General features: G+C 61.2%; 18 protein-coding genes and 1 pseudogene. 12 read left to right on the forward strand and 7 right to left on the reverse strand.

Annotated elements, in window-relative coordinates:
- Positions 1-236 precede the first annotated feature (236 nt).
- Positions 237-1394, reverse strand: coding sequence for an RNA-dependent RNA polymerase family protein (locus ACOKS3_RS27285; protein ID WP_463581462.1), 1158 nt, complete (start codon positions 1392-1394; stop codon positions 237-239).
- A gap of 23 nt (positions 1395-1417) precedes the next feature.
- Positions 1418-2568, reverse strand: a protein-coding gene (locus tag ACOKS3_RS27290; RefSeq protein ID WP_087535084.1) for an IS3 family transposase whose coding sequence is annotated in 2 segments (ribosomal slippage) — positions 1418-2334 and positions 2334-2568 — 1152 coding nt in all. Because the reading frame shifts where the segments join, the coding sequence is not laid out codon by codon here.
- A gap of 333 nt (positions 2569-2901) precedes the next feature.
- On the opposite strand from ACOKS3_RS27290, the gene ACOKS3_RS27295 reads away from it, so the two are divergent.
- The 11 genes and pseudogenes from ACOKS3_RS27295 (at position 2902) to ACOKS3_RS27345 (ending at position 13772) form a co-directional block, all read left to right on the forward strand.
- The gene (locus tag ACOKS3_RS27295) at positions 2902-3363 is read left to right on the forward strand and encodes an Lrp/AsnC family transcriptional regulator (RefSeq protein WP_422764580.1); all 462 of its coding nucleotides are present in this window, start codon (positions 2902-2904) and stop codon (positions 3361-3363) included.
- Between the two features lie 138 nt (positions 3364-3501).
- Positions 3502-3603, forward strand: a pseudogene (locus ACOKS3_RS27300) (toxin); the annotation flags it as partial.
- A gap of 159 nt (positions 3604-3762) precedes the next feature.
- Positions 3763-5445 carry a flavin monoamine oxidase family protein gene (locus ACOKS3_RS27305; protein WP_422764579.1) on the forward strand — a complete coding sequence of 561 codons (1683 nt, stop codon included), beginning with the start codon at positions 3763-3765 and terminating at the stop codon, positions 5443-5445.
- Between the two features lie 15 nt (positions 5446-5460).
- Complete coding sequence (locus tag ACOKS3_RS27310; RefSeq protein ID WP_422764578.1) at positions 5461-6255, forward strand: carbon-nitrogen hydrolase family protein; 795 nt, start codon at positions 5461-5463, stop codon at positions 6253-6255.
- A 57-nt stretch (positions 6256-6312) separates the two neighbouring features.
- A complete protein-coding gene (pqqF, locus tag ACOKS3_RS27315; RefSeq protein WP_422764577.1) occupies positions 6313-8592 on the forward strand; it encodes a pyrroloquinoline quinone biosynthesis protein PqqF in 2280 nt (759 codons plus the stop codon).
- Between the two features lie 169 nt (positions 8593-8761).
- Positions 8762-8833, forward strand: coding sequence for a pyrroloquinoline quinone precursor peptide PqqA (gene pqqA, locus ACOKS3_RS27320; RefSeq protein ID WP_003243383.1), 72 nt, complete (start codon positions 8762-8764; stop codon positions 8831-8833).
- Positions 8834-8913: 80 nt separating this feature from the next.
- Positions 8914-9825: a pyrroloquinoline quinone biosynthesis protein PqqB gene (gene pqqB / locus ACOKS3_RS27325; protein WP_422764576.1), complete on the forward strand. Its 912-nt coding sequence runs from the start codon at positions 8914-8916 to the stop codon at positions 9823-9825.
- Positions 9826-9853: 28 nt separating this feature from the next.
- Positions 9854-10591 (forward strand): pyrroloquinoline-quinone synthase PqqC, encoded by a 738-nt coding sequence (gene pqqC / locus ACOKS3_RS27330; protein ID WP_181004558.1) that lies wholly within the window; start codon positions 9854-9856, stop codon positions 10589-10591.
- Positions 10588-10863, forward strand: coding sequence for a pyrroloquinoline quinone biosynthesis peptide chaperone PqqD (pqqD, locus tag ACOKS3_RS27335; RefSeq protein ID WP_103448706.1), 276 nt, complete (start codon positions 10588-10590; stop codon positions 10861-10863). Before pqqC ends, pqqD begins: the two co-directional genes overlap by 4 nt.
- A complete protein-coding gene (gene pqqE, locus ACOKS3_RS27340) occupies positions 10835-11983 on the forward strand; it encodes a pyrroloquinoline quinone biosynthesis protein PqqE (RefSeq protein ID WP_103448705.1) in 1149 nt (382 codons plus the stop codon). Before pqqD ends, pqqE begins: the two co-directional genes overlap by 29 nt.
- On the forward strand, positions 11949-13772 hold the full coding sequence (locus ACOKS3_RS27345) for a S9 family peptidase (protein WP_103448704.1): 1824 nt from the start codon (positions 11949-11951) through the stop codon (positions 13770-13772). Before pqqE ends, ACOKS3_RS27345 begins: the two co-directional genes overlap by 35 nt.
- Positions 13773-13804: 32 nt before the next feature.
- On the opposite strand, the gene ACOKS3_RS27350 is transcribed toward ACOKS3_RS27345, so the two are convergent.
- Both ACOKS3_RS27350 and ACOKS3_RS27355 read right to left on the reverse strand, forming a co-directional pair.
- Positions 13805-13963, reverse strand: coding sequence for a YqaE/Pmp3 family membrane protein (locus ACOKS3_RS27350; protein ID WP_009681539.1), 159 nt, complete (start codon positions 13961-13963; stop codon positions 13805-13807).
- Positions 13964-14103: 140 nt separating this feature from the next.
- On the reverse strand, positions 14104-15384 hold the full coding sequence (locus ACOKS3_RS27355; RefSeq protein WP_103448703.1) for an aspartate aminotransferase family protein: 1281 nt from the start codon (positions 15382-15384) through the stop codon (positions 14104-14106).
- A gap of 213 nt (positions 15385-15597) precedes the next feature.
- On the opposite strand from ACOKS3_RS27355, the gene ACOKS3_RS27360 reads away from it, so the two are divergent.
- Positions 15598-16521 carry a LysR family transcriptional regulator gene (locus ACOKS3_RS27360; protein WP_422764575.1) on the forward strand — a complete coding sequence of 308 codons (924 nt, stop codon included), beginning with the start codon at positions 15598-15600 and terminating at the stop codon, positions 16519-16521.
- Between the two features lie 238 nt (positions 16522-16759).
- Here ACOKS3_RS27360 and ACOKS3_RS27365 read toward each other — a convergent pair whose 3' ends face one another.
- The 3 genes from ACOKS3_RS27365 to ACOKS3_RS27375 form a co-directional block, all read right to left on the reverse strand.
- Positions 16760-18538, reverse strand: a complete 1779-nt coding sequence (locus ACOKS3_RS27365) for an acyl-CoA dehydrogenase C-terminal domain-containing protein (protein ID WP_422764574.1) — start codon at positions 18536-18538, stop codon at positions 16760-16762.
- Between the two features lie 123 nt (positions 18539-18661).
- A complete protein-coding gene (locus ACOKS3_RS27370) occupies positions 18662-19945 on the reverse strand; it encodes a GGDEF domain-containing protein (RefSeq protein ID WP_103448700.1) in 1284 nt (427 codons plus the stop codon).
- A gap of 226 nt (positions 19946-20171) precedes the next feature.
- The gene (locus ACOKS3_RS27375) at positions 20172-22301 is read right to left on the reverse strand and encodes a cytochrome-c peroxidase (protein ID WP_422764573.1); all 2130 of its coding nucleotides are present in this window, start codon (positions 22299-22301) and stop codon (positions 20172-20174) included.
- Positions 22302-22668: the final 367 nt, after the last annotated feature.

Below are 22668 nucleotides of genomic sequence, written 5' to 3' on the forward strand. Positions count from 1 at the left end.
TTGGCCTGGAGTGGCCGCCCCTAATCAGTTTACAAGACAGGAAAAAGGAGGGTTTCAAAATCTAGCCCCCTGCCACCTCTTCAGTCAGCCTAGGCCTTCTGAGAGGTGGCGAGGAGTCAAGACCCCAAGATGCATGCGGACCCTAGGAGAGCAAGCTTTCGTACATAGAACAACTGGCTCAAAGCGCTGGTGTGTGCGACCGCAAACGGTCTTCATAGTGCATGCAGCGCTTGGCATCAGTATACTTCCTGACTGACCTTGGCGTCCAGCTCTTTGGAAAAGTCAAAGTTAGCCCATTTTGTAAACCAGTAGTCGTTATAGTATTGGAACCGAGAAAGATCAGAGCCGTCCATTCCATAATAACTCATTATGGAGACTTTCGTTTCTCTACTAACGTAGGGGCATACCAAAAGATCTAGTGCCAAATGAGTCATCTCTGAGCTTCCAACTAAAGACGCTCTATTCCGAGTGAACCGGTGTAGAACATAGGCCTCTAACGCCTCTCTAATCTCAGAATATCGAACTTTCTGCCCCACATAAAAAAATAGCGTAATAATGGAAAAGTAATCCATTTCATTTGTTACTATATAACGACCTTCCGTCTTTTCTAGGCCAAAACAACGAGCAAGAAGGCTCTCACTTACACGATAGTTCTTCCCGAGCTGCTCCATCAGCACCAGAAGATACATAACTTCAATACGCGCACCTTTCCCATCCGAGTATTTATCAATGATACTAGCACTTCTTTCATTAATAACTTGCGAGATTAAAGCCCCATAGCTTAGCCCAATCGAGTTCTCTTTATAGAAGGCTAATATTCGCTGACAGATTCTACACAGCTTTATAGTTGTATTCACCTTGGGCGACACAGCATAAACGAAGAAGACAAACCATAATAAAGACTCTAGCGCTTTAGAAAAACGCTTATCGAGCCCTGGTAGCTTTTCAATTTTTCCATACGATCCAATTAATGTCCCCACCTTCCTCTCAACTACGGAGAGTGAATAATTAAGTACATCCCCATACCCCACGCCAGAGACTGAGAGAATCGACTTGAAATCAGTAACCAGGGCAGACCGGCCTATATAAATATCCCCTCGAGGAAGGCTTTCACCATCCTTCACGTCGCTTGCAATGTCACAAGTAATCGACCTATCAAATAAGTCGGATATCTTTTTCTTTGCAATAGATATCGGGGTAACCATAGGCCTCGACAGGGTTTCTTCCTTACCTTTATTCAAAGACAATTTGAAACGTTTTAAAATCTCCTGGAGCAGCATTTTTGCTTGATAGCAACACTCTTCACTATTATAAAAAACGAAATAATCATCTACATACCTGTAGATTTTAAAATCTTCGTCAAGCCTCCATCCTTTTTCCACAAGACGGGCCATCACTTTGAATCGCCCCTGGTTTTCTAGACACTCTCCAAGCTCAGGAAATAGCGTTTCTCATACTCTACTGGAGACAGCTGCATAGCACTGCTGTGTCGGCGTTTAGGGTTATAGAACATCTCGATGTAATCGAAAATATCACTTCGGGCTTCTTCACGGGTTGTGTAGATCTTTCGTCGGATTCGCTCTCGCTTCAAAAGCTGGAAAAAGCTCTCGGCTACGGCATTGTCGTGGCAGTTTCCCCGCCGGCTCATGCTGCTGATTACATTGTTGGCCTTCAAAAAGCTTTTCCAATCCGAGCTACTGAACTGACTGCCTTGATCTGAGTGAATCATAACTTGCTGCTGAGGCTTGCGTCGCCAAACAGCCATCAACATCGCGTCGATAGCCAGGTCGCTGCACATCCTTGGCTTCATTGACCAACCAATTACTTGGCGTGAGAACAGATCCAGCACTACCGCGAGGTAGAGCCACCCTTCATAGGTGCGGATGTAAGTGATATCTGTCACCCAGACCTTGTTCGGCTCACTTACCTTGAACTGCCGCGCGAGGTGGTTGGGCGAGGCCACTGTTGGTTTTCCACCATAGAACCCTGGACGCCGCCGATAGCCCGTTTGAGAACGCAGTCCCTCCGCCTGCATCAAGCGCCTGACTCGATTTCGGCCGCATTCCTCTCCCAGCTCACGCAGGTCATCGTGAATTTTGCGGTAGCCGTATACACCTCCGCTTTCCAGCCAAGCGTGTTTGATCAAGCCAAGCAGACGTTGATCTTCTTTTGCTCGGGCAGATTGAGGCTCGGCCAGCCAGGCGTAATAGCCGCTGGGGTGCACCTTGAGGGTTTGGCAAAGGCGCCGCACCGGGTAATCAGTCGAGTGCTTCTTGATGAAGGCGTACTTCAGCCGCACTCCTTGGCAAAGTACGCGGCGGCCTTTTTTAAGATGTCTCGCTCTTCCGTCACGCGCTTGAGTTCAGCGCGTAGCTTGCGCAGTTCGGCCTGCTGATCGTCGTCTTGCTGACGCTGCTCTTGGGGCTTGCTGTAGACCTTGATCCAGGCGTAAAGACTGTGCACGGACATGCCCAGGCGCTGGGCGACATCGGCGACAGGTTTGCCTTTCTCGGTCACTTGCTTGACCGCTTCGATCTTGAATTCTTCGGGGTAACGCTGACGACTCATGGCACCTCCTATTTGGGCCTCATTATGAGGCTTGGAGGTGTCTACGAAACCAGGGGCGATTCACTATGATTCGATCAGTTTCGATAAATTACAGTCCCGGCTTACAGGAAGCTAATTGTACCTATGCTAGGCTTTCATTGATTTCGCTTGGCTTGGTGAGATCGCCAGCAACTCATAATCCTTTGGTCCACGGTTCGAGTCCGTGTGGGCCCACCAGCTATGACGAAAGCCGCGCCGATGCGCGGCTTTTTTGTGCGCGAAGGATGACAATTTGGGGCTTGCCCTGCTTATCTGCGGCTGGCTAGGCTTACGAACCCTCCGTAGAGACTCACCATGTCGGACTCCCGCCCCATCGCCCTCGACGAAATCGACCGCCAGCTGATCGCCCTGCTGCAGATCAACGCCCGCGAAAGCGTCGCCACCCTCGCCCGCCAGCTCGGCATCGCTCGCACCACTGTCAACTCGCGCCTGGAACGGCTGGAAAAGAACAAGGTCATCACCGGCTACGGCGTGCGCCTTGGCCAGCGCCTGATTGGCGGTGGGCTGCAGGCCTATGTCGGGATCACGGTGCAGCCACGCTCCGGCAAGGAAGTAGTGCGTCGCCTGAGCGCCATGGGGCAGGTACAGCAGTTGTGCGCGGTAAGTGGCGAGTTCGATTACGTGGCCTGGCTACGCAGCGATTCGCCGGAGCAACTCGACCAGCTGCTGGACCAGATTGGCAGTGTCGAGGGAGTGGAAAAGACCACCACGTCGATCATTCTCAGCAGCAAGGTCGATCGCGGGCAGCCTGTCTGATCCGTCGGACTGCCAAAGTCTTACCGGGTAATCCCGACACTTCCTACAGGCGTTACAAGCTGCAATTCAATGACGCTCTCTCAGCGCGCCGACGTGTATAAGCTGAAGCCCATCGACGGGCTCCACTTACCAAGCTGCCCAGATGCAGGCGATGTCATCAGAGGAACCGGAGGGCTTAGAAAAATCCGATTTTCTGATCCCCTCAGGCACAAGGGCAAACGGGGCGGCAATCAGCTGATCGTTAAAACTGATGTAGCTCTGGTCATAGCGACGATAAAAACTACATTCCGCCATCATTCTGCATCTTAATTACGAACACCCCGCTTCATAAAATGACCCCCAGCCATCTCCTATACTCAGGCTCCGCCCCTCGCGCAGCCGCTCTGGCAAGGTCACTTCATGAACAAGAATAACCGCCACCCCGCCGACGGCAAACAGCCCATCACCATCTTCGGCCCGGACTTCCCCTTCGCCTTCGACGATTGGCTGGAACACCCGGCCGGCCTGGGCAGTATTCCAGCCGAGCACCATGGTGAGGAAGTAGCCATCGTTGGCGCCGGCATCGCCGGCCTGGTCGCGGCCTATGAATTGATGAAGCTGGGCCTCAAGCCCGTAGTGTACGAGGCCTCGAAACTCGGCGGGCGGCTGCGTTCGCAGGCCTTCAACGGCACTGACGGCATCATCGCCGAGCTCGGCGGCATGCGCTTTCCGGTGTCCTCAACCGCTTTCTACCACTACGTCGACAAGCTGGGCCTGGAAACCAAGCCCTTCCCCAACCCCCTGACGTCCGCATCGGGCAGCACGGTGATCGACCTCGAAGGCCAGACCTACTACGCCGAAAAGGCCAGTGACCTGCCGAAACTGTTCCATGAAGTGGCCGACGCCTGGGCGGATGCGCTGGAAAGCGGCGCCAGGTTCGCCGACATCCAGCAGGCGATCCGTGACCGTGACGTGCCTCGGCTGAAAGAGTTGTGGAACAAGCTGGTACCGCTGTGGGACGACCGCACCTTCTACGACTTCGTCGCCACCTCGCGCTCGTTCGCTCAGCTGAGCTTCCAGCACCGCGAAGTGTTCGGCCAGGTCGGTTTTGGCACCGGTGGCTGGGATTCGGACTTCCCCAACTCGATGCTGGAAATCTTCCGCGTGGTGATGACCAACTGCGACGACCATCAGCACCTGATCGTCGGCGGCGTGGAGCAGGTGCCCCAAGGTATCTGGCGCCATGTGCCGGAGCGTTGCGCCCACTGGCCGGAAGGCACCAGTCTCAGCTCGCTGCATGGCGGTGCACCACGCACCGGGGTCAAGCGCATCGCCCGCGCGGCCGACGGACGCCTGGCGGTCACCGACAACTGGGGCGATACCCGCCATTATGGTGCGGTACTCGCCACCTGCCAGAGCTGGCTGCTGACCACCCAGATCGACTGCGAAGAGTCGCTGTTCTCGCAGAAGATGTGGATGGCCCTGGATCGCACCCGCTACATGCAGTCGTCGAAGACCTTCGTCATGGTCGACCGGCCGTTCTGGAAGGACAAGGACCCGCAGACCGGCCGCGACCTGATGAGCATGACCCTCACCGATCGCCTCACCCGCGGGACCTACCTGTTCGACAACGGTGACGACAAACCGGGGGTGATCTGCCTGTCCTACGCCTGGATGAGCGACGCCCTGAAGATGCTGCCTCATCCCGTGGAAAAGCGCGTGCAGCTGGCTCTGGATGCACTGAAGAAGATCTACCCCAAGACCGATATCGCCGGGCATATCATCGGCGACCCGATCACCATTTCCTGGGAGGCCGACCCGCACTTCCTCGGCGCCTTCAAGGGCGCACTGCCGGGCCACTACCGCTACAACCAGCGCATGTATGCGCACTTCATGCAGCAGGACATGCCCGCCGAGCAGCGTGGCATGTTCATTGCCGGTGACGATGTGTCGTGGACCCCGGCCTGGGTCGAAGGTGCGGTGCAGACGTCGCTGAATGCGGTGTGGGGTATCATGAACCACTTCGGTGGCCACACCCACCCGGACAACCCAGGCCCGGGCGATGTGTTCGACGAGATCGGGCCCATCGCCCTGGCTGACTGAAACCAAGGAGGCAGCATGCGCATCGCTCTGTTCCAGGGCGCACCCAACCCGCTGGACGTGCCCGGCAACCTGCAACGGCTGCGCCACCAGGCGCAGCTGGCGGCCGAGCGTGGCGCACAATTGCTGGTGTGCCCGGAGATGTTCCTGAGCGGCTACAACATCGGCCTGGCGCAGGTCGAACGGCTGGCCGAAACCGGCGATGGTCCCTCGGCCATGGAAGTGGTGGAGATCGCCCAGGCGCACCGTATCGCCATCGTCTACGGCTACCCGGAGCGCGCCGATGACGGGGCGATCTACAACAGCGTGCAGTTGATCGATGCCCATGGCCGCAGCCTGTGCAATTACCGCAAGACCCACCTGTTCGGCGAGCTGGACCGGGCGATGTTCAGCCCTGGCGCCGACCATTTCCCGGTGGTCGAGCTGGATGGCTGGAAGGTCGGCATGCTGATCTGCTACGACATCGAGTTCCCAGAGAACGCCCGGCGCCTGGCGCTGGCAGGTGCCGAACTGATCCTGGTGCCGACGGCGAACATGACGCCGTACGACTTCGTCTGCCAGGTGACCGTGCGCTCGCGGGCGCAAGAGAACCAGTGCTACCTGGTGTATGCCAACTACTGCGGGGCCGAGGACGAGATCCACTACTGTGGGCAGAGCAGCATCATCGGGCCCGATGGCAGTTTGCTGGCCATGGCCGGGCGCGATGAGTGCCAGTTGCTGGCTGAGCTGGAGCATGAGCGGGTGGTGCGGGGGCGTGAGGCGTTTCCTTACCTGAGCGATCTGCGTCAGGAACTGCATCTGCGCCAGCGCTGACAGGGGCCGGGCCTGCCTTACAAATGGGTTAGCATGAACACCTGCTCCGGAGTTCCCATGCCTGACACCACCCGCCACCTCACCCTCGCCAACGGCTTGCAGCTGACCCTGCGCCATGCACCGCACCTGAAGCGCTCGGCGGCCGCCTTGAGGGTGCATGCGGGAAGCCATGATGCTCCAGCCGCATGGCCGGGCCTGGCCCACTTCCTGGAACACTTGTTCTTCCTCGGCAGCGCACGCTTCCCTCTGGAAAACGGCCTGATGCGCTACGTCCAGGCTCTGGGTGGCCAGGTCAATGCCTCCACCCGCGAGCGCACCACCGAGTTCTTCTTCGAAGTACCGCCCGCCGCATTGGCCGGTGGCTTGGAGCGCCTGTGCCAGATGCTTGCCGAACCGGACCTGAGCATCGAACGGCAACGCCGCGAGCGGGAAGTCATCCACGCCGAATTCATCGCCTGGTCACGCAACCCGCAGGCGCAGCAGCAATTTGCCTTACTGCAATCGGTGGCTGGCGATCATCCGCTGGTCAGCTTTCATGCAGGCAACCGCTATTCCCTCGTTTTGCGCAATATTGCCTTCCAGCAAGCGCTCAAGGGCTTTCACCAGCGCTTCTACCAGGGCGGCCAGATCACCCTGAGTCTCTGTGGCCCGCAGCCATTGGATGAACTGGAACAACTCGGCAGGCAATACGCCGGGCTCTTCGAAACGGGCGACCTTGTGCCACAAGCTTTGCCACCCGCCTTGACCGCCAACAAGCCGCTACTGTTCGCCCACGAGGGCCTGCCCGCAGGTGCAGAGCAGGCGCTGGAACTGCTGCTGGCCAACCTCGGCGACAACCGCCCCGGCACTTGGCTGGATGCTCTCGAACAGCGCGGCTGGCTCAAAGGGTGCAAGGTCGAGAAGTTGTATGCCTTCGCCGGGCAACTGCTCTGGCACATCGACCTGAAGCTCGTCCCGGATGCCGACACCGATGAGGCGCTGAAGCTGCTGCACGGCTGGTTCGACTTCATCCGTCAGACAGACCCCGCCCAACTCAACAGCGCGTTTGGCCGCTTGCAACAACGTCGCGAACGCAGCGCCAGCGCATTGGAGCTGGCCCGCCGCGACAGCACCGGGCAGCCATTTGCAGCGCTGGATACACAAGCGCTGATCGCCCTCGAAGCGCTGCTTGAGCAGCTGCCACGTCACACATTTGGGCAATGGCAGCTGCCTGCGGCCGAGCCGTTGATGCTCGATGAACTGCCCACTGCTCGAACTGCAGAGCTGCCGCGTGCGCTGGGCATCAGCGACCTGCTTCCACCCGACAGGCAATACGCAGCACTTTATCTACGCTGGCACGTGCCATCGGCCATGCGCCAGCATCTGCAGGGTGTACTTGAGCGCGCCCTTCACCCCATGCAAGTACGTTGCGAGCAGGCCTGCGTGCAACTGCAGTTCAACGCTTCAGGCGAATACTGGCAGCTACGTTGCGCTGGCCATCCGGCAGCCGTGGTACGCGCCACAGGCCAGGCCCTGGCGCTGATGCAGGCGCCTTCCAACTGGCAGCCATCTGCAACCGAGGCGCTCGCCCTGATACCGATCAGGGCGCTAATCAATCAGCTACCTGACGCCGTGCTCGGCACTCGCCCCGCCGAAACGCCGCCCTGCACCCTCGATCAGGCGCTGCTCGACGACGCCTGGCAACACAGCCACTGGCAGGGCCTGGCCGTCGGCTTCAACACCAGCGCCGTGCAGGCATTGGGCGCAGTGCTGCAAGGCTGCCCAGGACAAGGCACGGTGCCCACGCCTGCCGCCCTCTGGACCGGCCATCGCTGGCAGCATGCCGAGGTCCCGGGCAGTGAAAATGCCCTGCTGCTGTTCTGCCCACTACCCGCCGGGCAGCAAGCCAGTGGTCGTCTGCTGGCCCAGCTGCTGCAAGGCCCGGTGTATCAACGACTGCGGGTCGAGCTGCAACTTGGCTATGCCGTTTTCAGTACCTTCCGTCAGATCGAAGGCATCGGTGGCCTGCTGTTCGGTGTGCAGTCGCCACATGCCAGCCAGGGCGAAATCCTCGATCACCTGCGCCAGCTTCTGGGTCAGGGCGTCACCCTCGATAGCCATGCCCGCCAGGCAGTGGCCGAGCAATTCGACGAACTTGCCATGGCCAACGCCGAGGTCGCCGAATGGGCATGGCAGACACACCTGGCCACACAACCCGGCGACCTGCTTGCGCTGCAACGGTCTATTCTGATGACGCAACAAGCGGATCTGGACGACCTGCTACGCGGCCTGCTCGGCTGCGATTGCGCCTGGCTTTGCCTGGCCAACAGCCCCGCACCCGATGCGTCCTGGCACTGATCCCGTGGGGATTGTTACGTTTACTGCAAGGGCGCTTATCAAATAATTAACCTTTCAGTACAAAATTTTCTTGTAAGATAACGCTATCTCAGCCAATGGAACCTCCAGCTCCAGGTGGCACCCAATGAGTAGCTGAAGCACCCCAACCCCATCCGGAAGGAGAACGCCCATGTGGACCAAACCTGCATACACTGACCTGCGTATCGGCTTCGAAGTGACCATGTACTTCGCCAACCGCTAAGCCCTGCTTTGCGGTTCGACGCCTCGGCCCGCCGGGGCGTCGTCGTTTTTCCGATACGGCTTTTCGCAGAAGGAGTGGCCATGTACATCCAGATTCTCGGTTCCGCCGCCGGCGGTGGTTTCCCGCAGTGGAACTGCAACTGCGTCAACTGCAAGGGCTATCGCGACGGCAGCCTGCATGCCACGGCACGCACCCAGTCGTCCATCGCCCTGTCCGACGACGGTGAGCACTGGATCCTGTGCAATGCCTCGCCCGACATCCGCGCCCAGCTCCAGGCCTTCGCGCCGATGCAGCCGGCGCGTACGCTGCGCGACACCGGCATCAACGCCATCGTCCTGCTCGACAGCCAGATCGACCACACCACCGGCCTGCTCAGCCTGCGCGAAGGCTGCCCGCACCAGGTCTGGTGCACCGACATGGTCCACCAGGACCTGACCACCGGCTTCCCGTTGTTCAACATGCTCGCCCACTGGAACGGTGGCCTGCAGTGGAACCGCATCGAGCTTGAAGGCAGTTTCGTCATCGACGCCTGCCCCAACCTCACGTTCACCCCCTTCCCCCTGCGCAGCGCCGCGCCGCCCTACTCGCCGCACCGCTTCGACCCGCACCCGGGCGACAACCTCGGCCTGCTGGTCCATGACACGCGCACCGGCGGCAAGCTGTTCTATGCCCCTGGCCTTGGCCAGGTCGATGCCCAGCTGCTGCAGATGATGCACGGCGCCGACTGCCTGCTGGTCGATGGCACGCTGTGGGAGGATGATGAAATGCAGCGCCGCGGTGTCGGCACCCGTACCGGCCGCGAGATGGGCCACCTGGCGCAGAACGGCCCGGGCGGCATGCTCGAAGTGCTCGATGGCTTCCCACGGCAGCGCAAGGTGCTTGTCCACATCAACAACACAAATCCGATCCTCGACGAAGATTCCCCCGAGCGCGCCGAAGTCCAGCGCCGCGGCGTCGAAGTCGCCTTCGATGGCATGAGCATCGAGCTGTAAGGAGGCCCCCGTGAGCGACGCACTGCCTATGTCACCTGCCGAATTCGAGCAGGCCCTGCGCGCCAAGGGCGCCTACTACCACATCCACCACCCGTACCATGTGGCGATGTACGAGGGCCGCGCCACCCGCGAGCAGATCCAAGGTTGGGTGGCCAACCGCTTCTACTACCAGGTCAACATCCCGATGAAGGATGCCGCGATCCTGGCCAACTGCCCGGACCGAGAAATCCGCCGTGAGTGGATTCAGCGCCTGCTCGACCATGACGGCGCGCCCGGCGAAGACGGCGGTATCGAAGCCTGGCTGCGCCTGGGGCAGGCGGTCGGCCTCGACCCCGACCAGTTGCGCTCCCAGGAACTGGTGCTGCCAGGCGTGCGCTTCGCCGTCGATGCCTACGTCAACTTCGCCCGCCGCGCCAGCTGGCAGGAAGCAGCCAGCAGCTCGCTGACCGAGCTGTTCGCCCCGCAGATCCACCAGTCGCGCCTGGACAGCTGGCCGCAGCACTACCCGTGGATCGACCCCGCCGGCTACGAGTACTTCCGCACCCGCCTGGGCCAAGCCCGGCGCGACGTGGAACACGGCTTGGCGATCACCTTGCAGCACTACACCACCCGCGCGGGCCAGGAGCGTATGCTGGAAATCCTGCAGTTCAAGCTGGATATCCTCTGGAGCATGCTCGACGCCATGAGCATGGCCTACGAGCTGAACCGCCCGCCCTATCACACCGTCACCCAGCAACGGGTCTGGCACAAGGGGATTGCCCTATGAGTTTTGACCGCAAGCAAGTGCCGAACTGGCGCCCCGGCTACCGCTTCCAGTACGAACCGGCACAGAAAGGCCATGTGCTGCTGTACCCCGAGGGCATGATCAAGCTCAACGACAGCGCCGGCCTGATCGGCGGGCTGATCGACGGCAAGCGTGACGTGGCGGCGATCATTGCCGACCTTGAACAACAATTCCCTGGTGTGCCCGAAGTCGCCGACGACATCGAGCAATTCATGGAGGTGGCCCGTGCCGAACACTGGATCACCCTCGCCTGAGGTGCCGGTCGGCTTGCCGCTGTGGCTGCTGGCCGAGCTGACCTACCGCTGCCCGCTGCAGTGCCCGTACTGCTCCAACCCACTGGACTTCGCCGCCCAGGGCCAGGAGCTGAGCACCGAGCAGTGGTTCAAGGTAATGGCCGAGGCCCGCGAAATGGGCGCCGCGCAGATCGGCTTCTCCGGTGGCGAACCGCTGGTGCGCCAGGACCTCGCCGAGCTGATCGGCGAGGCTCGCCGGCTAGGCTACTACACCAACCTGATCACCTCCGGCATCGGCCTGACCGAAACGCGCATCGCCGCCTTCAAGCAGGCCGGGCTGGACCATATCCAGATCAGCTTCCAGGCCAGTGACGAGCAGGTCAACAACCTGCTGGCCGGCTCGAAGAAGGCCTTTGCACAGAAGCTGGAGATGGCCAGGGCGGTGAAAGCCCACGGCTATCCGATGGTGCTCAACTTCGTCACCCACCGGCACAACATCGACAAGATCGACCGCATCATCGAGCTGTGCATTGCCCTTGAAGCCGACTTCGTCGAGCTTGCCACCTGCCAGTTCTACGGCTGGGCGCACCTCAACCGCCTGGGCCTGTTGCCGACCCGCGCGCAGCTAGAACGTGCCGAGCGCATCACCAACGAGTACCGGGAAAAGCTCAAGGCCGCGGGCAGCGCGTGCAAGCTGATCTTCGTCACCCCGGACTACTACGAGGAACGCCCCAAGGCCTGCATGAACGGCTGGGGCAGCCTGTTCCTGACCATCACCCCGGACGGCACTGCCCTGCCTTGCCACGGCGCCCGGCAATTGCCGGTGCAGTTCCCCAACGTGCGCGATCATGACCTGCACCACATCTGGTACGACTCGTTCGGCTTCAACCGCTTCCGCGGTTACGACTGGATGCCCGAGCCGTGCCGTTCGTGCGACGAGAAGGAAAAGGATTTTGGCGGCTGCCGTTGCCAGGCCTTCATGCTGACCGGCGATGCCAGCAAGGCCGACCCGGTGTGCGCCAAGTCGGCCGACCACGGCATCATCCTCAAGGCCCGCGAGGAGGCGGAGACCGCCCAACTCGCCATCGAAGAGATGACCTTCCGCAATGAGCGCAACTCCCGTGTCATCGTCCGCGGCTGACTTCAGCGCCGCCCAGGCCGTTGCCGCCGGCACCGACTTTGCCGAACTCAAGGTCAGTGCCGAGGGGCTGTTCTGGAACGAATTCCGCCCGGCCGATGGTGCCTGCCGCATCTGGCAGTGGCGTGACCACCAGGCGCGCTGCCTCACGCCCGATGGTTTCAGCGTGCGCAGCCGGGTCTACGAATACGGTGGTGGCAGCTTCTGCCTGGGTGGCGATGGGCTGCTGTTCATTAACGAAATGGATCAGCAGGTCTATACCCAGCGCCTCGAAGGCGATGCACCGCGCGCCCTGACCGACCAGGCCGATTGCCGCTATGGCGATGTGCAGTGGCACGACGGCAAGGTGCTGGCAGTCGAAGAGCACCATAGCGAAAGTGTCGAACATCGCTTGGTGGCACTGGACGGTACCACCCGCGAGGTGCTCGCCGAGGGCGCCGACTTCTATGCCTCGCCAACGATCAGCGCCGATGGCCAACGCCTGGCCTGGGTCGAATGGGACCGCCCGGCTCAGCCCTGGACCATCACCCGGCTGATGTGCCGAGAGCGCAGCCCCAGTGGCAACTGGGGTGCGGTGCGCTGCATGGCGGCTGATGACGAATCACTGCAACAGCCCCGCTTCGATGCTCAAGGCCGGTTGTATTGCCTGTCCGACCGCAATGGCTTCTGGCAACCGTGGGGCGAAATCGACGGCCGCTGGCAAGCCCTGCCAGCAGAGCCAGCGGACCACGCCGCCGCGCCCTGGCAACTGGGCACCAGCACCTGGCTGCCCATGGGGCCGCGGAGCTACCTGGCCAGCTGGTTTGAAGGTGGCTTCGGGCAACTGGGGCTGCGCTTGAACGATGGACGGGTGGAGCGATTCGCCAGCGCCTATACGCGCTTCCGCAATCTGGCCATGGATACCGAATACCTCTATGCCGTCGCGGCGTCACCGATCAGCCCGCCCGCAGTGATTGCCATTGCCCGCGCTAACCATGAGGTCAGTGTGCTGGCCGGTGGCGCAGAAGTGCTACCTGCAGCGCATATCAGCCTGCCACAATCGATCTGTTACAAGAGCGGCGACGCGTTTGCCCATGGCTTCTTCTATCCAGCAACGGCCACCAAGGGCCCTGCACCTTTACTGGTATTTATCCACGGCGGCCCGACCTCGGCCTGCTATCCGGTGCTCGACCCGCGCATCCAGTACTGGACCCGGCGCGGTTTCGCCGTGGCCGACCTGAACTACCGAGGCAGCACCGGCTATGGCCGGGCATACCGCCAGGCGCTGCACCTGCGTTGGGGCGAAAGCGATGTGCAGGATGCCTGTGCCGCCGTCGAGTATCTGGCTGGGCAAGGGCTGATCGACCCTGGCAAGGCCTTCATTCGCGGCGGCAGTGCCGGTGGCTACACCACGCTGTGCGCCCTGGCCTACCACGAAGTGTTCCGCGCGGGTGCCAGCCTTTACGGGGTAAGCGATCCGATCGCCCTGGGCCAGGCCACGCACAAGTTCGAAGGTGATTACCTGGACTGGCTGATCGGTGACCCGCAGCAAGATGCCGAACGTTATCGCCAGCGCACACCGCTGCTACATGCCTCGCAAATCAAGGTGCCGGTGATCTTCTTCCAGGGTGAACTGGATGCAGTGGTGGTGCCGGAGCAGACGCGCTCGATGCTGGCCGCGTTGCAAGCCAATGGCATCGAGGCTGACGGGCATTTCTATGCAGGGGAACGGCACGGGTTCCGCAAGGCCGAGAACCTGGCGCATGCGCTGGAGGAAGAGTGGAAATTCTATTGCCGGGTGTTGGAGAGCTGACAGCCCGGGGCCGCTGTGCGGCCCCGGCATCCTCAGCGCTTGGCAATGATGTACACCGCATGCACGATCCCTGGGATGTAGCCCAACAGGGTCAGCAGTATGTTCAGCCAGAACGCCCCGCCAAACCCCACCTGCAGAAACACACCCAGCGGCGGCAGGATGATGGCGATGATGATGCGAATGAAGTCCATGCGGGTCTCTCCTGAAGGGGTTACAAGGAAGACCCGTTGCGCTTGCTGGAGGTTCCACAGGCAAAAAAAAACGCCCCGGGCCAAATGAAACAGGCACGGGGCGATGCGCAGAAACGCCAGACGGTTCGTAGAATTCTTGATCAGGCCGGCATTTCGCGGCGGGCCTGTTGTTGCGCATGTAAGCGGGCAAAGGCCCGGGCCAGGCGCAGGAGCATCTCGTCGATGTTGCCCTTGCTCACGGTCAGCGCTGGCGAGAAGCGCACGACATCGGCCTGCGGCGCGTTCAGCAGCAAACCTTCGTGCAAGGCAGCCTCGACCAGTTCCTTGGCCAGGTTTTCCTGCAACTGCAGCGCCCACAAAAGCCCCTGGCCGCGCACTTCGCCCTGGCCATAGCGGCCGGCCAGACGGCTCAGGCCATCTCGCAGATGACGACCACTGTCCTGCACCTGACCGAAGAAACCCGGCTCAAGCAAGGTTTCCAGCACAGCCAAACCCGCAGCGCTCATCAGGGCATTGCCGTGATGGCTGCCCTCCAGTTCGCCAGGTTCCGCACAGCAGGCTGTCCCGCGAGCGAGCAAGGCTGCCAGTGGCACGCCGCCACCCAGGCCCTTGCCCAGCGTGATGATGTCGGCACGTACACCGTAGGTTTCTTCGGCCAGCAATGCCCCACAGCGGCCAATGCCCGTCTGCACTTCGTCGAGAATCAGCAGAATGCCCAGTTCCCGGCAGAGCTTTTCCACGCCCTGCAAGTACTCACGTGTCGCCGGGATCACCCCCGCCTCGCCCTGGATCGGCTCGAGCATGATCGCCACGGTGCGCGAATCGACCTCGGCATGCAGCGCCGCCAGGTCGTTGAACGGCACTTTGCTGAACCCCGGCAGGCCCGGCTCGCAGCGGTTGCACGGCAGCGGGTCGGAGGCCGACAACGCGCCCAGGCTGCGGCCATGGCAGGCCTGGCTGGCAGTAATGATGTGGTAGGCGCCGTTACGGTGCAGCTGGCCCCACTTACGCGCCAGCTTGATCGCCCCTTCACAGGCCTCGGCACCGCTATTGAGCAAGTAGGCCTGGTCGCTACCCGTGCTCTGGCACAGGCGGTTGACCAGCTCCAGCAGGCCACGGCTGTGGTAGCCCGCGCCCGGGTTGATCAGCGCCTGGGCCTGGTTGCCCAGCGCCTTGACCAGCGCCGTCGGGCTGTGACCGAGACTGTTGACCGCGCCGCCCTGGGTGAAGTCCAGGTAGGCATGCCCTTCGTTGTCCCACAACCAGGAACCTTGGCCACGCACAAACACTTGCGCCGCACGTTCGGTGCTCGGCATCAGGCGCTCGCGCGACAACTGCGGCGCATCCGCCACGATCACCGGCGCACGCTTGGGCTCGGCAACCGCGGCAGGGGCCGAACGGCGCAGGTTGAACAGGTTCATTGGGGCTCCAACCAATCACGGTAAAGGGGCGGCCAGGGGTCCGGTCTTGCTGCCGGCGCTGGATAATTTTGCCTTTCCTATCAAAAGTGTTTTTCAAACGCGGTAACAATGAGCTGATTGATCGCTGTAACCCGTTGGAATACGGCGATAGACTAGGCCTCGGCGGCGTTTGCGGCCATTTCGTTTTCTCAGCTTTTTCGATAAGTGTTACTTATGGATTTTCGCCAACTGCGTTATTTCGTCGCGGTGTATGAAGAAGGCCACGTTGGCCGCGCCGCCGAACGCCTGTCGCTGTCGCAACCGGCTCTGTCACAACAGATTCGCCAGCTTGAGCACAGCCTCGACCTGAGCCTGTTCGAACGCAGCAACAAGCGCCTGCTGCCGACCCTGGCTGCACACACCCTGTACAACCATGCCCTGCCGCTGCTGGATGGCCTGCAGCGGGCCCACGAGGCCATGCGCAACTTCAAGGGCCAGTCACTGCGCACCCTGGCCATCGGGGTACTGCAGACCGTACGCCCAAGCCTAGTGCCACAGCTGCTGGAACGTGTGCGCAAGGCCCAGCCGCATCTCGTGGTGCAGATCTACGAACTGTCGGGGCTGGAGATCGAACGGCGGCTGCTCAATGGCAACCTGGACATCGGCATCAGCTACCTGCCACCACGCCAGCCAGGGCTGCACGGCTCGCTTCTGTACGAAGATGAATTGCAGGTTGTCATCCCGGATAACCACCCTCTGAAGGACTTCAAGAAAGTCTCCATCAAGCAGGCCGCCGAATTACCCATGCTGATGCTCGGCGAGGAATTCCAGATCCGCCAGATCTGGAAGGAGCAGCTGGCGGCACAAGGACGCAGGCCGCAGGTGCAAGCCGAGATGAACAACATGGCGGGGATTCTCGACAGCCTGGAGCACACCGCGCTGGCGACCATCCTGCCTGGGCGGGCCAAGGATGCCGCCGAGGATGAACAAGGTTTGCTGTGGAAACCGTTGAGCGAGCCACGCGTGCCGCTCAAGGTCGGCTTGGTGTTCCGAGATGCCCAGCGCCAACAGGCGTCGGTTGAACTGCTGCGCACGTTGCTGGAGGAAGAGGCTGACGCCCGGCAATTGGGTACCACGCCGCTGGATGTGCTTGGCTGAAAAAACGCAGACGAAGAAAACCCCGCCGAAGCGGGGTTCTCTAGACTGTTTCCCTGTGACATCCCTATCGCCCCGCCATCCTGGCAGGAAATCCTTCGTTGTCCCTGTTCTGTCCTTTGCGCTTCCTGCGCAACGTCCATGTAGAAAGATTAACTGTGGATCCAATCTGGCGCCAGTGGCGAAAAGTCACCACGTCATGTAGGAAAAGGCTTACAAGAAGTAATCTTTCGCAAACATTTCAAAACTGTTCGGCATCCAGCAGGTACAGCGATTCACTGCCCGCCTTCACCGAGGCCACCAACGAATTCACCCGTGGCAGCAAGCGCGCGAAGTAGAACCGTGCAGTGCCCAGCTTGGCCGAGTAGAACGCCTCGTCGCCCTCACCCGCCATGGCCGCACGCGCCATCAGTGCCCACATGTAGGCATAGGCGACATAACCAAAGGCCTGCAGATACTCGACCGACGCGGCACCGATCTCATTCGGATTACCCTTGGCCTGCTCCAGCACCCACTCGGTCAACCCGTCGAGCTGATCCAGGTAGGCGCCCAGCGGCTTGGTAAATTCGCCCAGCTGACCATCAGCACTGGCAATGAACCGGCGAATCTCGTCAGAGAAGAGCTTGTAGTACGCGCCACCGCTGGCCACCACCTTGCGCCCCATGAGGTCCAGCGCCTGGATACCGTTGGTGCCTTCGTAGATCTGGGTGATACGCACATCGCGCACCAGTTGCTCCTGGCCCCACTCGCGAATGTAGCCGTGGCCACCGAATACCTGCTGGCCGTGCACCGTGCACTCAAGGCCAAGGTCGGTGAGGAAGGCCTTGGCCACCGGAGTCAGCAGCGCCACCAGCTCTTCGCTGCGTTTGCGTGTGACCGGGTCTTCGCTGTACTTGGCGCTGTCGAGCTGCATCGCCACATAGGTGGAGAAGGCACGACCACCCTCGATCAGCGCCTTCATGGTCAGCAGCATGCGCCGCACATCCGGGTGGACGATGATCGGGTCGGCGGCCTTGTCCTTGGCCTGCGGCCCGGTCGGGGCGCGACTCTGCAGGCGATCACGGGCGTACTCCACGGCGTTCTGGTAGGAACGCTCGGCCGACGCCAGGCCCTGGATACCTACGCCCAGGCGTTCGTAGTTCATCATGGTGAACATGGCCGCCAGGCCCTTGTTCGGCTCGCCGACGATGTAGCCGATGGCCTCGTCGAAGTTCATCACGCAGGTCGCCGAAGCCTGGATGCCCATCTTGTGCTCGATCGAGCCACAGGTGGCCGGGTTGCGTGCGCCGAGGCTGCCGTCTTGGTTGACCAGGAACTTCGGCACCAGGAACAGCGAGATGCCTTTGGGCCCCGCCGGTGCGTCCGGCAGCTTGGCCAGCACCAGGTGGACGATGTTCTCGGTCAGGTCATGCTCGCCGCCGGTAATGAAAATCTTGGTGCCGCTGACCTTGTAGCTGCCATCGGCCTGGGGCTCGGCCTTGGTGCGGATGATGCCCAGGTCGGTGCCGGCATGCGGTTCGGTCAGGCACATGGAGCCGGCCCAGACGCCGGCGTACATGTTCGGCAGGTACTGTTCCTTCAGCGCTTCACTGGCGTGGGCGTTGATCGACAGGCAGGCACCGGCAGTCAGCATCGGGTACAGGCCGAAGGCCAGGCTCGAGGCGTTGACCATTTCCTCGACCTGGGCCGAGATCGCCTTGGGCATGCCCATGCCACCGAATTGCGGGTCACCGCCCACGCCCACCCAACCGCCTTCGGCGTAGGTGTTGTAGGCCTCGATGAAGCCGGCTGGCGTACGCACCGCACCGTTGTCCCAGTGGCAGCCTTCTTCGTCGGCGGCGCGGCTGAGGGGGGCAATGGTCTTGCTGGTGACCTTGCCGGCTTCTTCCAGCACAGCCATGGCGGTATCCGCGTCGACCGCCTCGGCCAGTTCGGGCAATTGCGCCCACAGCTCGGCCACATTGAAGACTTCATTCAGTACGAAGCGCATGTCGCGCAGGGGCGCTTTATAGTCAGCCATGACAACCTCTCGCTGGTCGGGACGGGGCGGCTCGTGAAAAAAGCAACCCGGGGTTGAATCCAGTGTAACCGAACAACTTTTGCGAGACATAGGGTCATCACGCGACCGCATAGTCTTTTCCGGTCACGCCATCCGCACGGCCCCGCGCTGGGATTGTTGACCATAGACCATGACACAGTTACGCCCGGCTCCCTTGGCACTGTAAAGCGCCTGGTCGGCGGACTTGAGCACTTCCTCCGGGTTGCGGTGGTCGACCAATCGCTCGGCGACGCCGATGCTGATGGTTACCGAGACCGTTCCGCCGGCGCTGCCGCTGCGACGCTGACGCCCGGTGGAATCGTCCTGCGGGCGGCTGTTCTGGTCACGCAGGTGCATGGTGTAGTTGGCGATCATCTCGCGTACCGCTTCCACGTGCGGTACGCACTCTTCGGCGGTCTTGCCGGCAAACACCAGGGCGAATTCCTCGCCACCGTAACGATAGGCGCGGCCACCGCCAGTGACCTTGGACAACCGGCTGGCGACCAGTCGCAGCACCTGGTCACCGACATCATGGCCGTGGGTGTCGTTGAATTTCTTGAAGTGGTCGACGTCGGTCATCGCGATCACGTAATTGCGACCCAGGCGTTGCATGCGCTCGTTCAACGCACGGCGCCCAGGCAAACCGGTCAGTTCGTCACGGAAGGCCATCTGGTAGGCCTCGTGCGATACCGCGGCGGCAATCATCAGCATCACCTGGCTGCACATGATGTTCAGGGTAAAGGGCAGGATGAACGTCTTGGGCAGCATCCAGAAGATACCGACCAGGCCGATCAGCTGCGCCGCATGCAAGGGCCGGGGCTCGCGCAGGTATTGCACGACCAGCAGGACAAACACCACGAAGAACACCGGGTAGACCATCTGGATCAGGCTCATCCACTGGCCATGCAGCGACGGCCAGCGGATCTCCGCCAACCAGGCCAGCAGCGCCTGCGGGAAGCTTTGTTCCAGGGCCACGGCCACGCTGCCGACGGCAAACAGCACGGCGAAGCGCGCCAGCAGGTCCTGGGCCAGGTGGGTGCGCTCCTGCCAGGCCCCGAACAGCCCGTACAAGGCGGGCAACAGCAGGCACACCAGGTGGAAGATCACGGCCGCATCCTCGCGCACGCGGCCGTTGTCACGATAGAAGTCGGTCTGGGTATCGAGCAGGAAATAGGCGATGTACACCGTGACCATCAGGAACAGCTCACGCTGGCGGCGATACACAGCGCAGTAGGCACCGCCCAGCAGCAGGACCAGGGTGGGGAGGACATTGAACAGTGACGTGAAGAAGACGCTGAGGTCTCTTACATAGGCCGCCGCAAGCCCAGCCAGCAGCAAAAACAGCGAAGGCAGGAAATGGCTCGCGCGAACAGCGTTTAGACGAAACAAGGGCAATCTCCGACCCGGCAGATCAATAATAGCATTGTGCCTCTACTTCATCGGCAGCACACGTGAATAGATGAGTACAACGGTGGGGTTAACGGCAGCGGGTGTGGAGGGCTTGAGCTTTTCCCGTGATTGAAGTCATCTCGATCCCTGTGGGAGCCGAGCTAGCCGCGGTTCGTCGCCACGACAAGCGCGGCCTCACATGAACCGCGCAGCCACAGAGATATCCCTACAGGTCGTTATTGAATGGCAGCAGCGGCCCCTGCAGCGTGGAGCGACCTGAGGCACCGACAGCATTGAGCTGGAACTCGGCGTCCAATGCTTGCCGTGAGCTATTGCCCGGCTTTTGCGTAACCGCGTTTTCGTCACCCTTCTCACCCTGCGGCAGTATCAGTGACGGGTGATCGAACGGTGCCCGCTCCCAAGCGACACGCGGGTCGGTCAAGCCAACCTCCATGAACTTGACCAATGCATCCACTTCATCCGGGGTCAGGTTCAGCGCGGTCATGTCTGGATCAAGGTTGGAGCCGTTGTGCTGATTGACTGCCGGGTGCTCGAAGCCGCTGGTGTTGCTGGCGTCTTCGCCACGCCGGTCACCGCCGCGGTTGTAGAACTCCATCACCTGCTGCAGCGTTGCCCGGCTGCCGTTGTGGAAGTACGGCCCGGTCAAGGCAATGTTGCGCAGGGTCGGGGTCTTGAAGGCACCATCGACCGAGTCGCGGAAGCCGACACTGGGCTTGAGGGTCGGGTCGCAGGGGACCGCAGCGCTCAGCGGCGCCTCGAAGGTGCACACATCGACTTCCAGTGGGTCAGGAATATTCCCGCCTTGCAGCTGGGTGTTGTACTGACGGGTGAAGGACAGAGGATTGCCCCAGGCATCTGAGCCACCCAGCGCCAGGTCCTCGGAGGTCGGGCGCACACCGGTGTTGTAGAACCCGTTGTCGTAGAGCGTGGTCAGGCCGTCGGCCATGACCATGCGCTCGATGCGCTCATGAGGCTGGAACAGCAGCCGGCTGCCCGCGTTGGTCAACTCGGCACCTCCATGGCAGGCGACACACTTGCCCTTGCCCAGGAACAGCTCCATGCCTTGTACCTGCTGAGCGTTCATGGCGGTGTGGTCGCCCTGCAGATAGGCATCCAGTGGCGCCTGGTCGGAGATCAGCGTGGACTCGTACATCTGGATAGCCAGCCCGAAGAACAATGGGAAGTTCGCTTCCATCTGGGTATAGGGCTCACTGCCCAGCAGAACCTGCTGCGTGGCATTCCACAGGCGGGGCTGGAAGGCGTTCTTGATCAGTTCGCGATAGGTCGGCCGACGGGCACTGGAGACAGGCCCGAGTACCGAGTCGGTGGGCGAGATCTTCTGCCCCTTGAGCATCATGGTGTCGAGCATGCGCCGGCCAATGTCGGCGAAGGTGCGCCCGCCACAGGACATTTCCACCGCGCTGCCGGGAGGCCCGACGGCTTGCGAGGCGGCCGAGGCATCCTTGAGGGCCAGCCGCACCTTGACCGCCACGCCACTGGCATCCTTGGTCACGAAGATCCCTGCGTCAGGGTCGCGATTACCGAACGGCGAGAGGCCGTTGAATACGTTGTTGGCCCGGCCATCCCAGAAGTTGCGCACGTTGAATGCCGCGTTGATCACCGACGGCGCGTTGCGCCCGGTGGCGCGGCGCACGTTGATGCCGCCCACCTGGAAGATGCCGTCCGCTTGCTGGGTGCACTTGTCGAAGCGCGATTGACGGGGTTTGACGAAGTTGGCATCGAACACACCTTGCGAGCCGATGACGTCATCACTCGAATAGACGATCGCCGAGTTGCGATCCAGGGGATCGGCCAGCACGTGGGTCGGGAAGTCGCCCTTTTTCAACGTGTAGTTAGGGCCGCCCTTGCCACCGGAACGCATGGCGTAGCTCGGCACGTCGCCGGGAATATCAGCGGCCGTGAACGGCTTGTTGAAGATCGACGTGACGTTGGCATTGGTATTGGCCTGGCCGGGGTTGATCTGGTTGGTGACCCGGTGATCGACACCTGCGTGGTAGTGACAGGAAGCGCAGGCGGTGGCGCCGTCACTACCGATCGCCATGTCCCAGAACAGGGCCTTGCCCAACAGCACCACCGCCCCGCGATTGATCACATAATCGGACATCAGGTCGACCTTGCGGCCACCTTCGGTACCCGAAGGGTCCGGCGGAGTCATGCCGCGCAGTGACTGCAGGCTGGGCACATCCGGCACCACCGGAGCGGTCCCGGCCGGGTCTGCAGCCCGAGCGCTGGTCAAAGGGAGGCCGGCGGCGAGCGTCATCGCTATCGCACAGGCCAGACGGGGGATTCGCAAGTTACTCAGATAGTCGACCATGATGGACTTCCCGACGGCTCAGGTTTTTCAGGCTTATCGTTCACGCAACTAAGTGCGCTTAATGCCACCATAGCTGTAACAAAGTATTTCGGCGCGTAACATTCAGTGATTTTTTATACCGGTTTATTTAGGCACTCATACCAATAAATACTGACCACCCAACTTACTCAGTTCCGGTGTAAATTCGCCCCCACTAGTGGGTGGCATTCCCCATGCTGCGTTCACGAAGCGTTCACAGACGCCAGAAAGCCCCCGCCTACAGGCATCCTGAGCTTAGGTTAAACCTGGCAACGTATTTGCTATCTCATACAGAACGGCTGGCCAATAGTTGGAGAAGTGTGGAATAAAGCCAAGCTGAAACTTGGAA

This window comes from Pseudomonas sp. HS6-2 (genome assembly GCF_049325675.2).
In the GTDB taxonomy this organism is placed as follows: domain Bacteria; phylum Pseudomonadota; class Gammaproteobacteria; order Pseudomonadales; family Pseudomonadaceae; genus Aquipseudomonas; species Aquipseudomonas putida_N.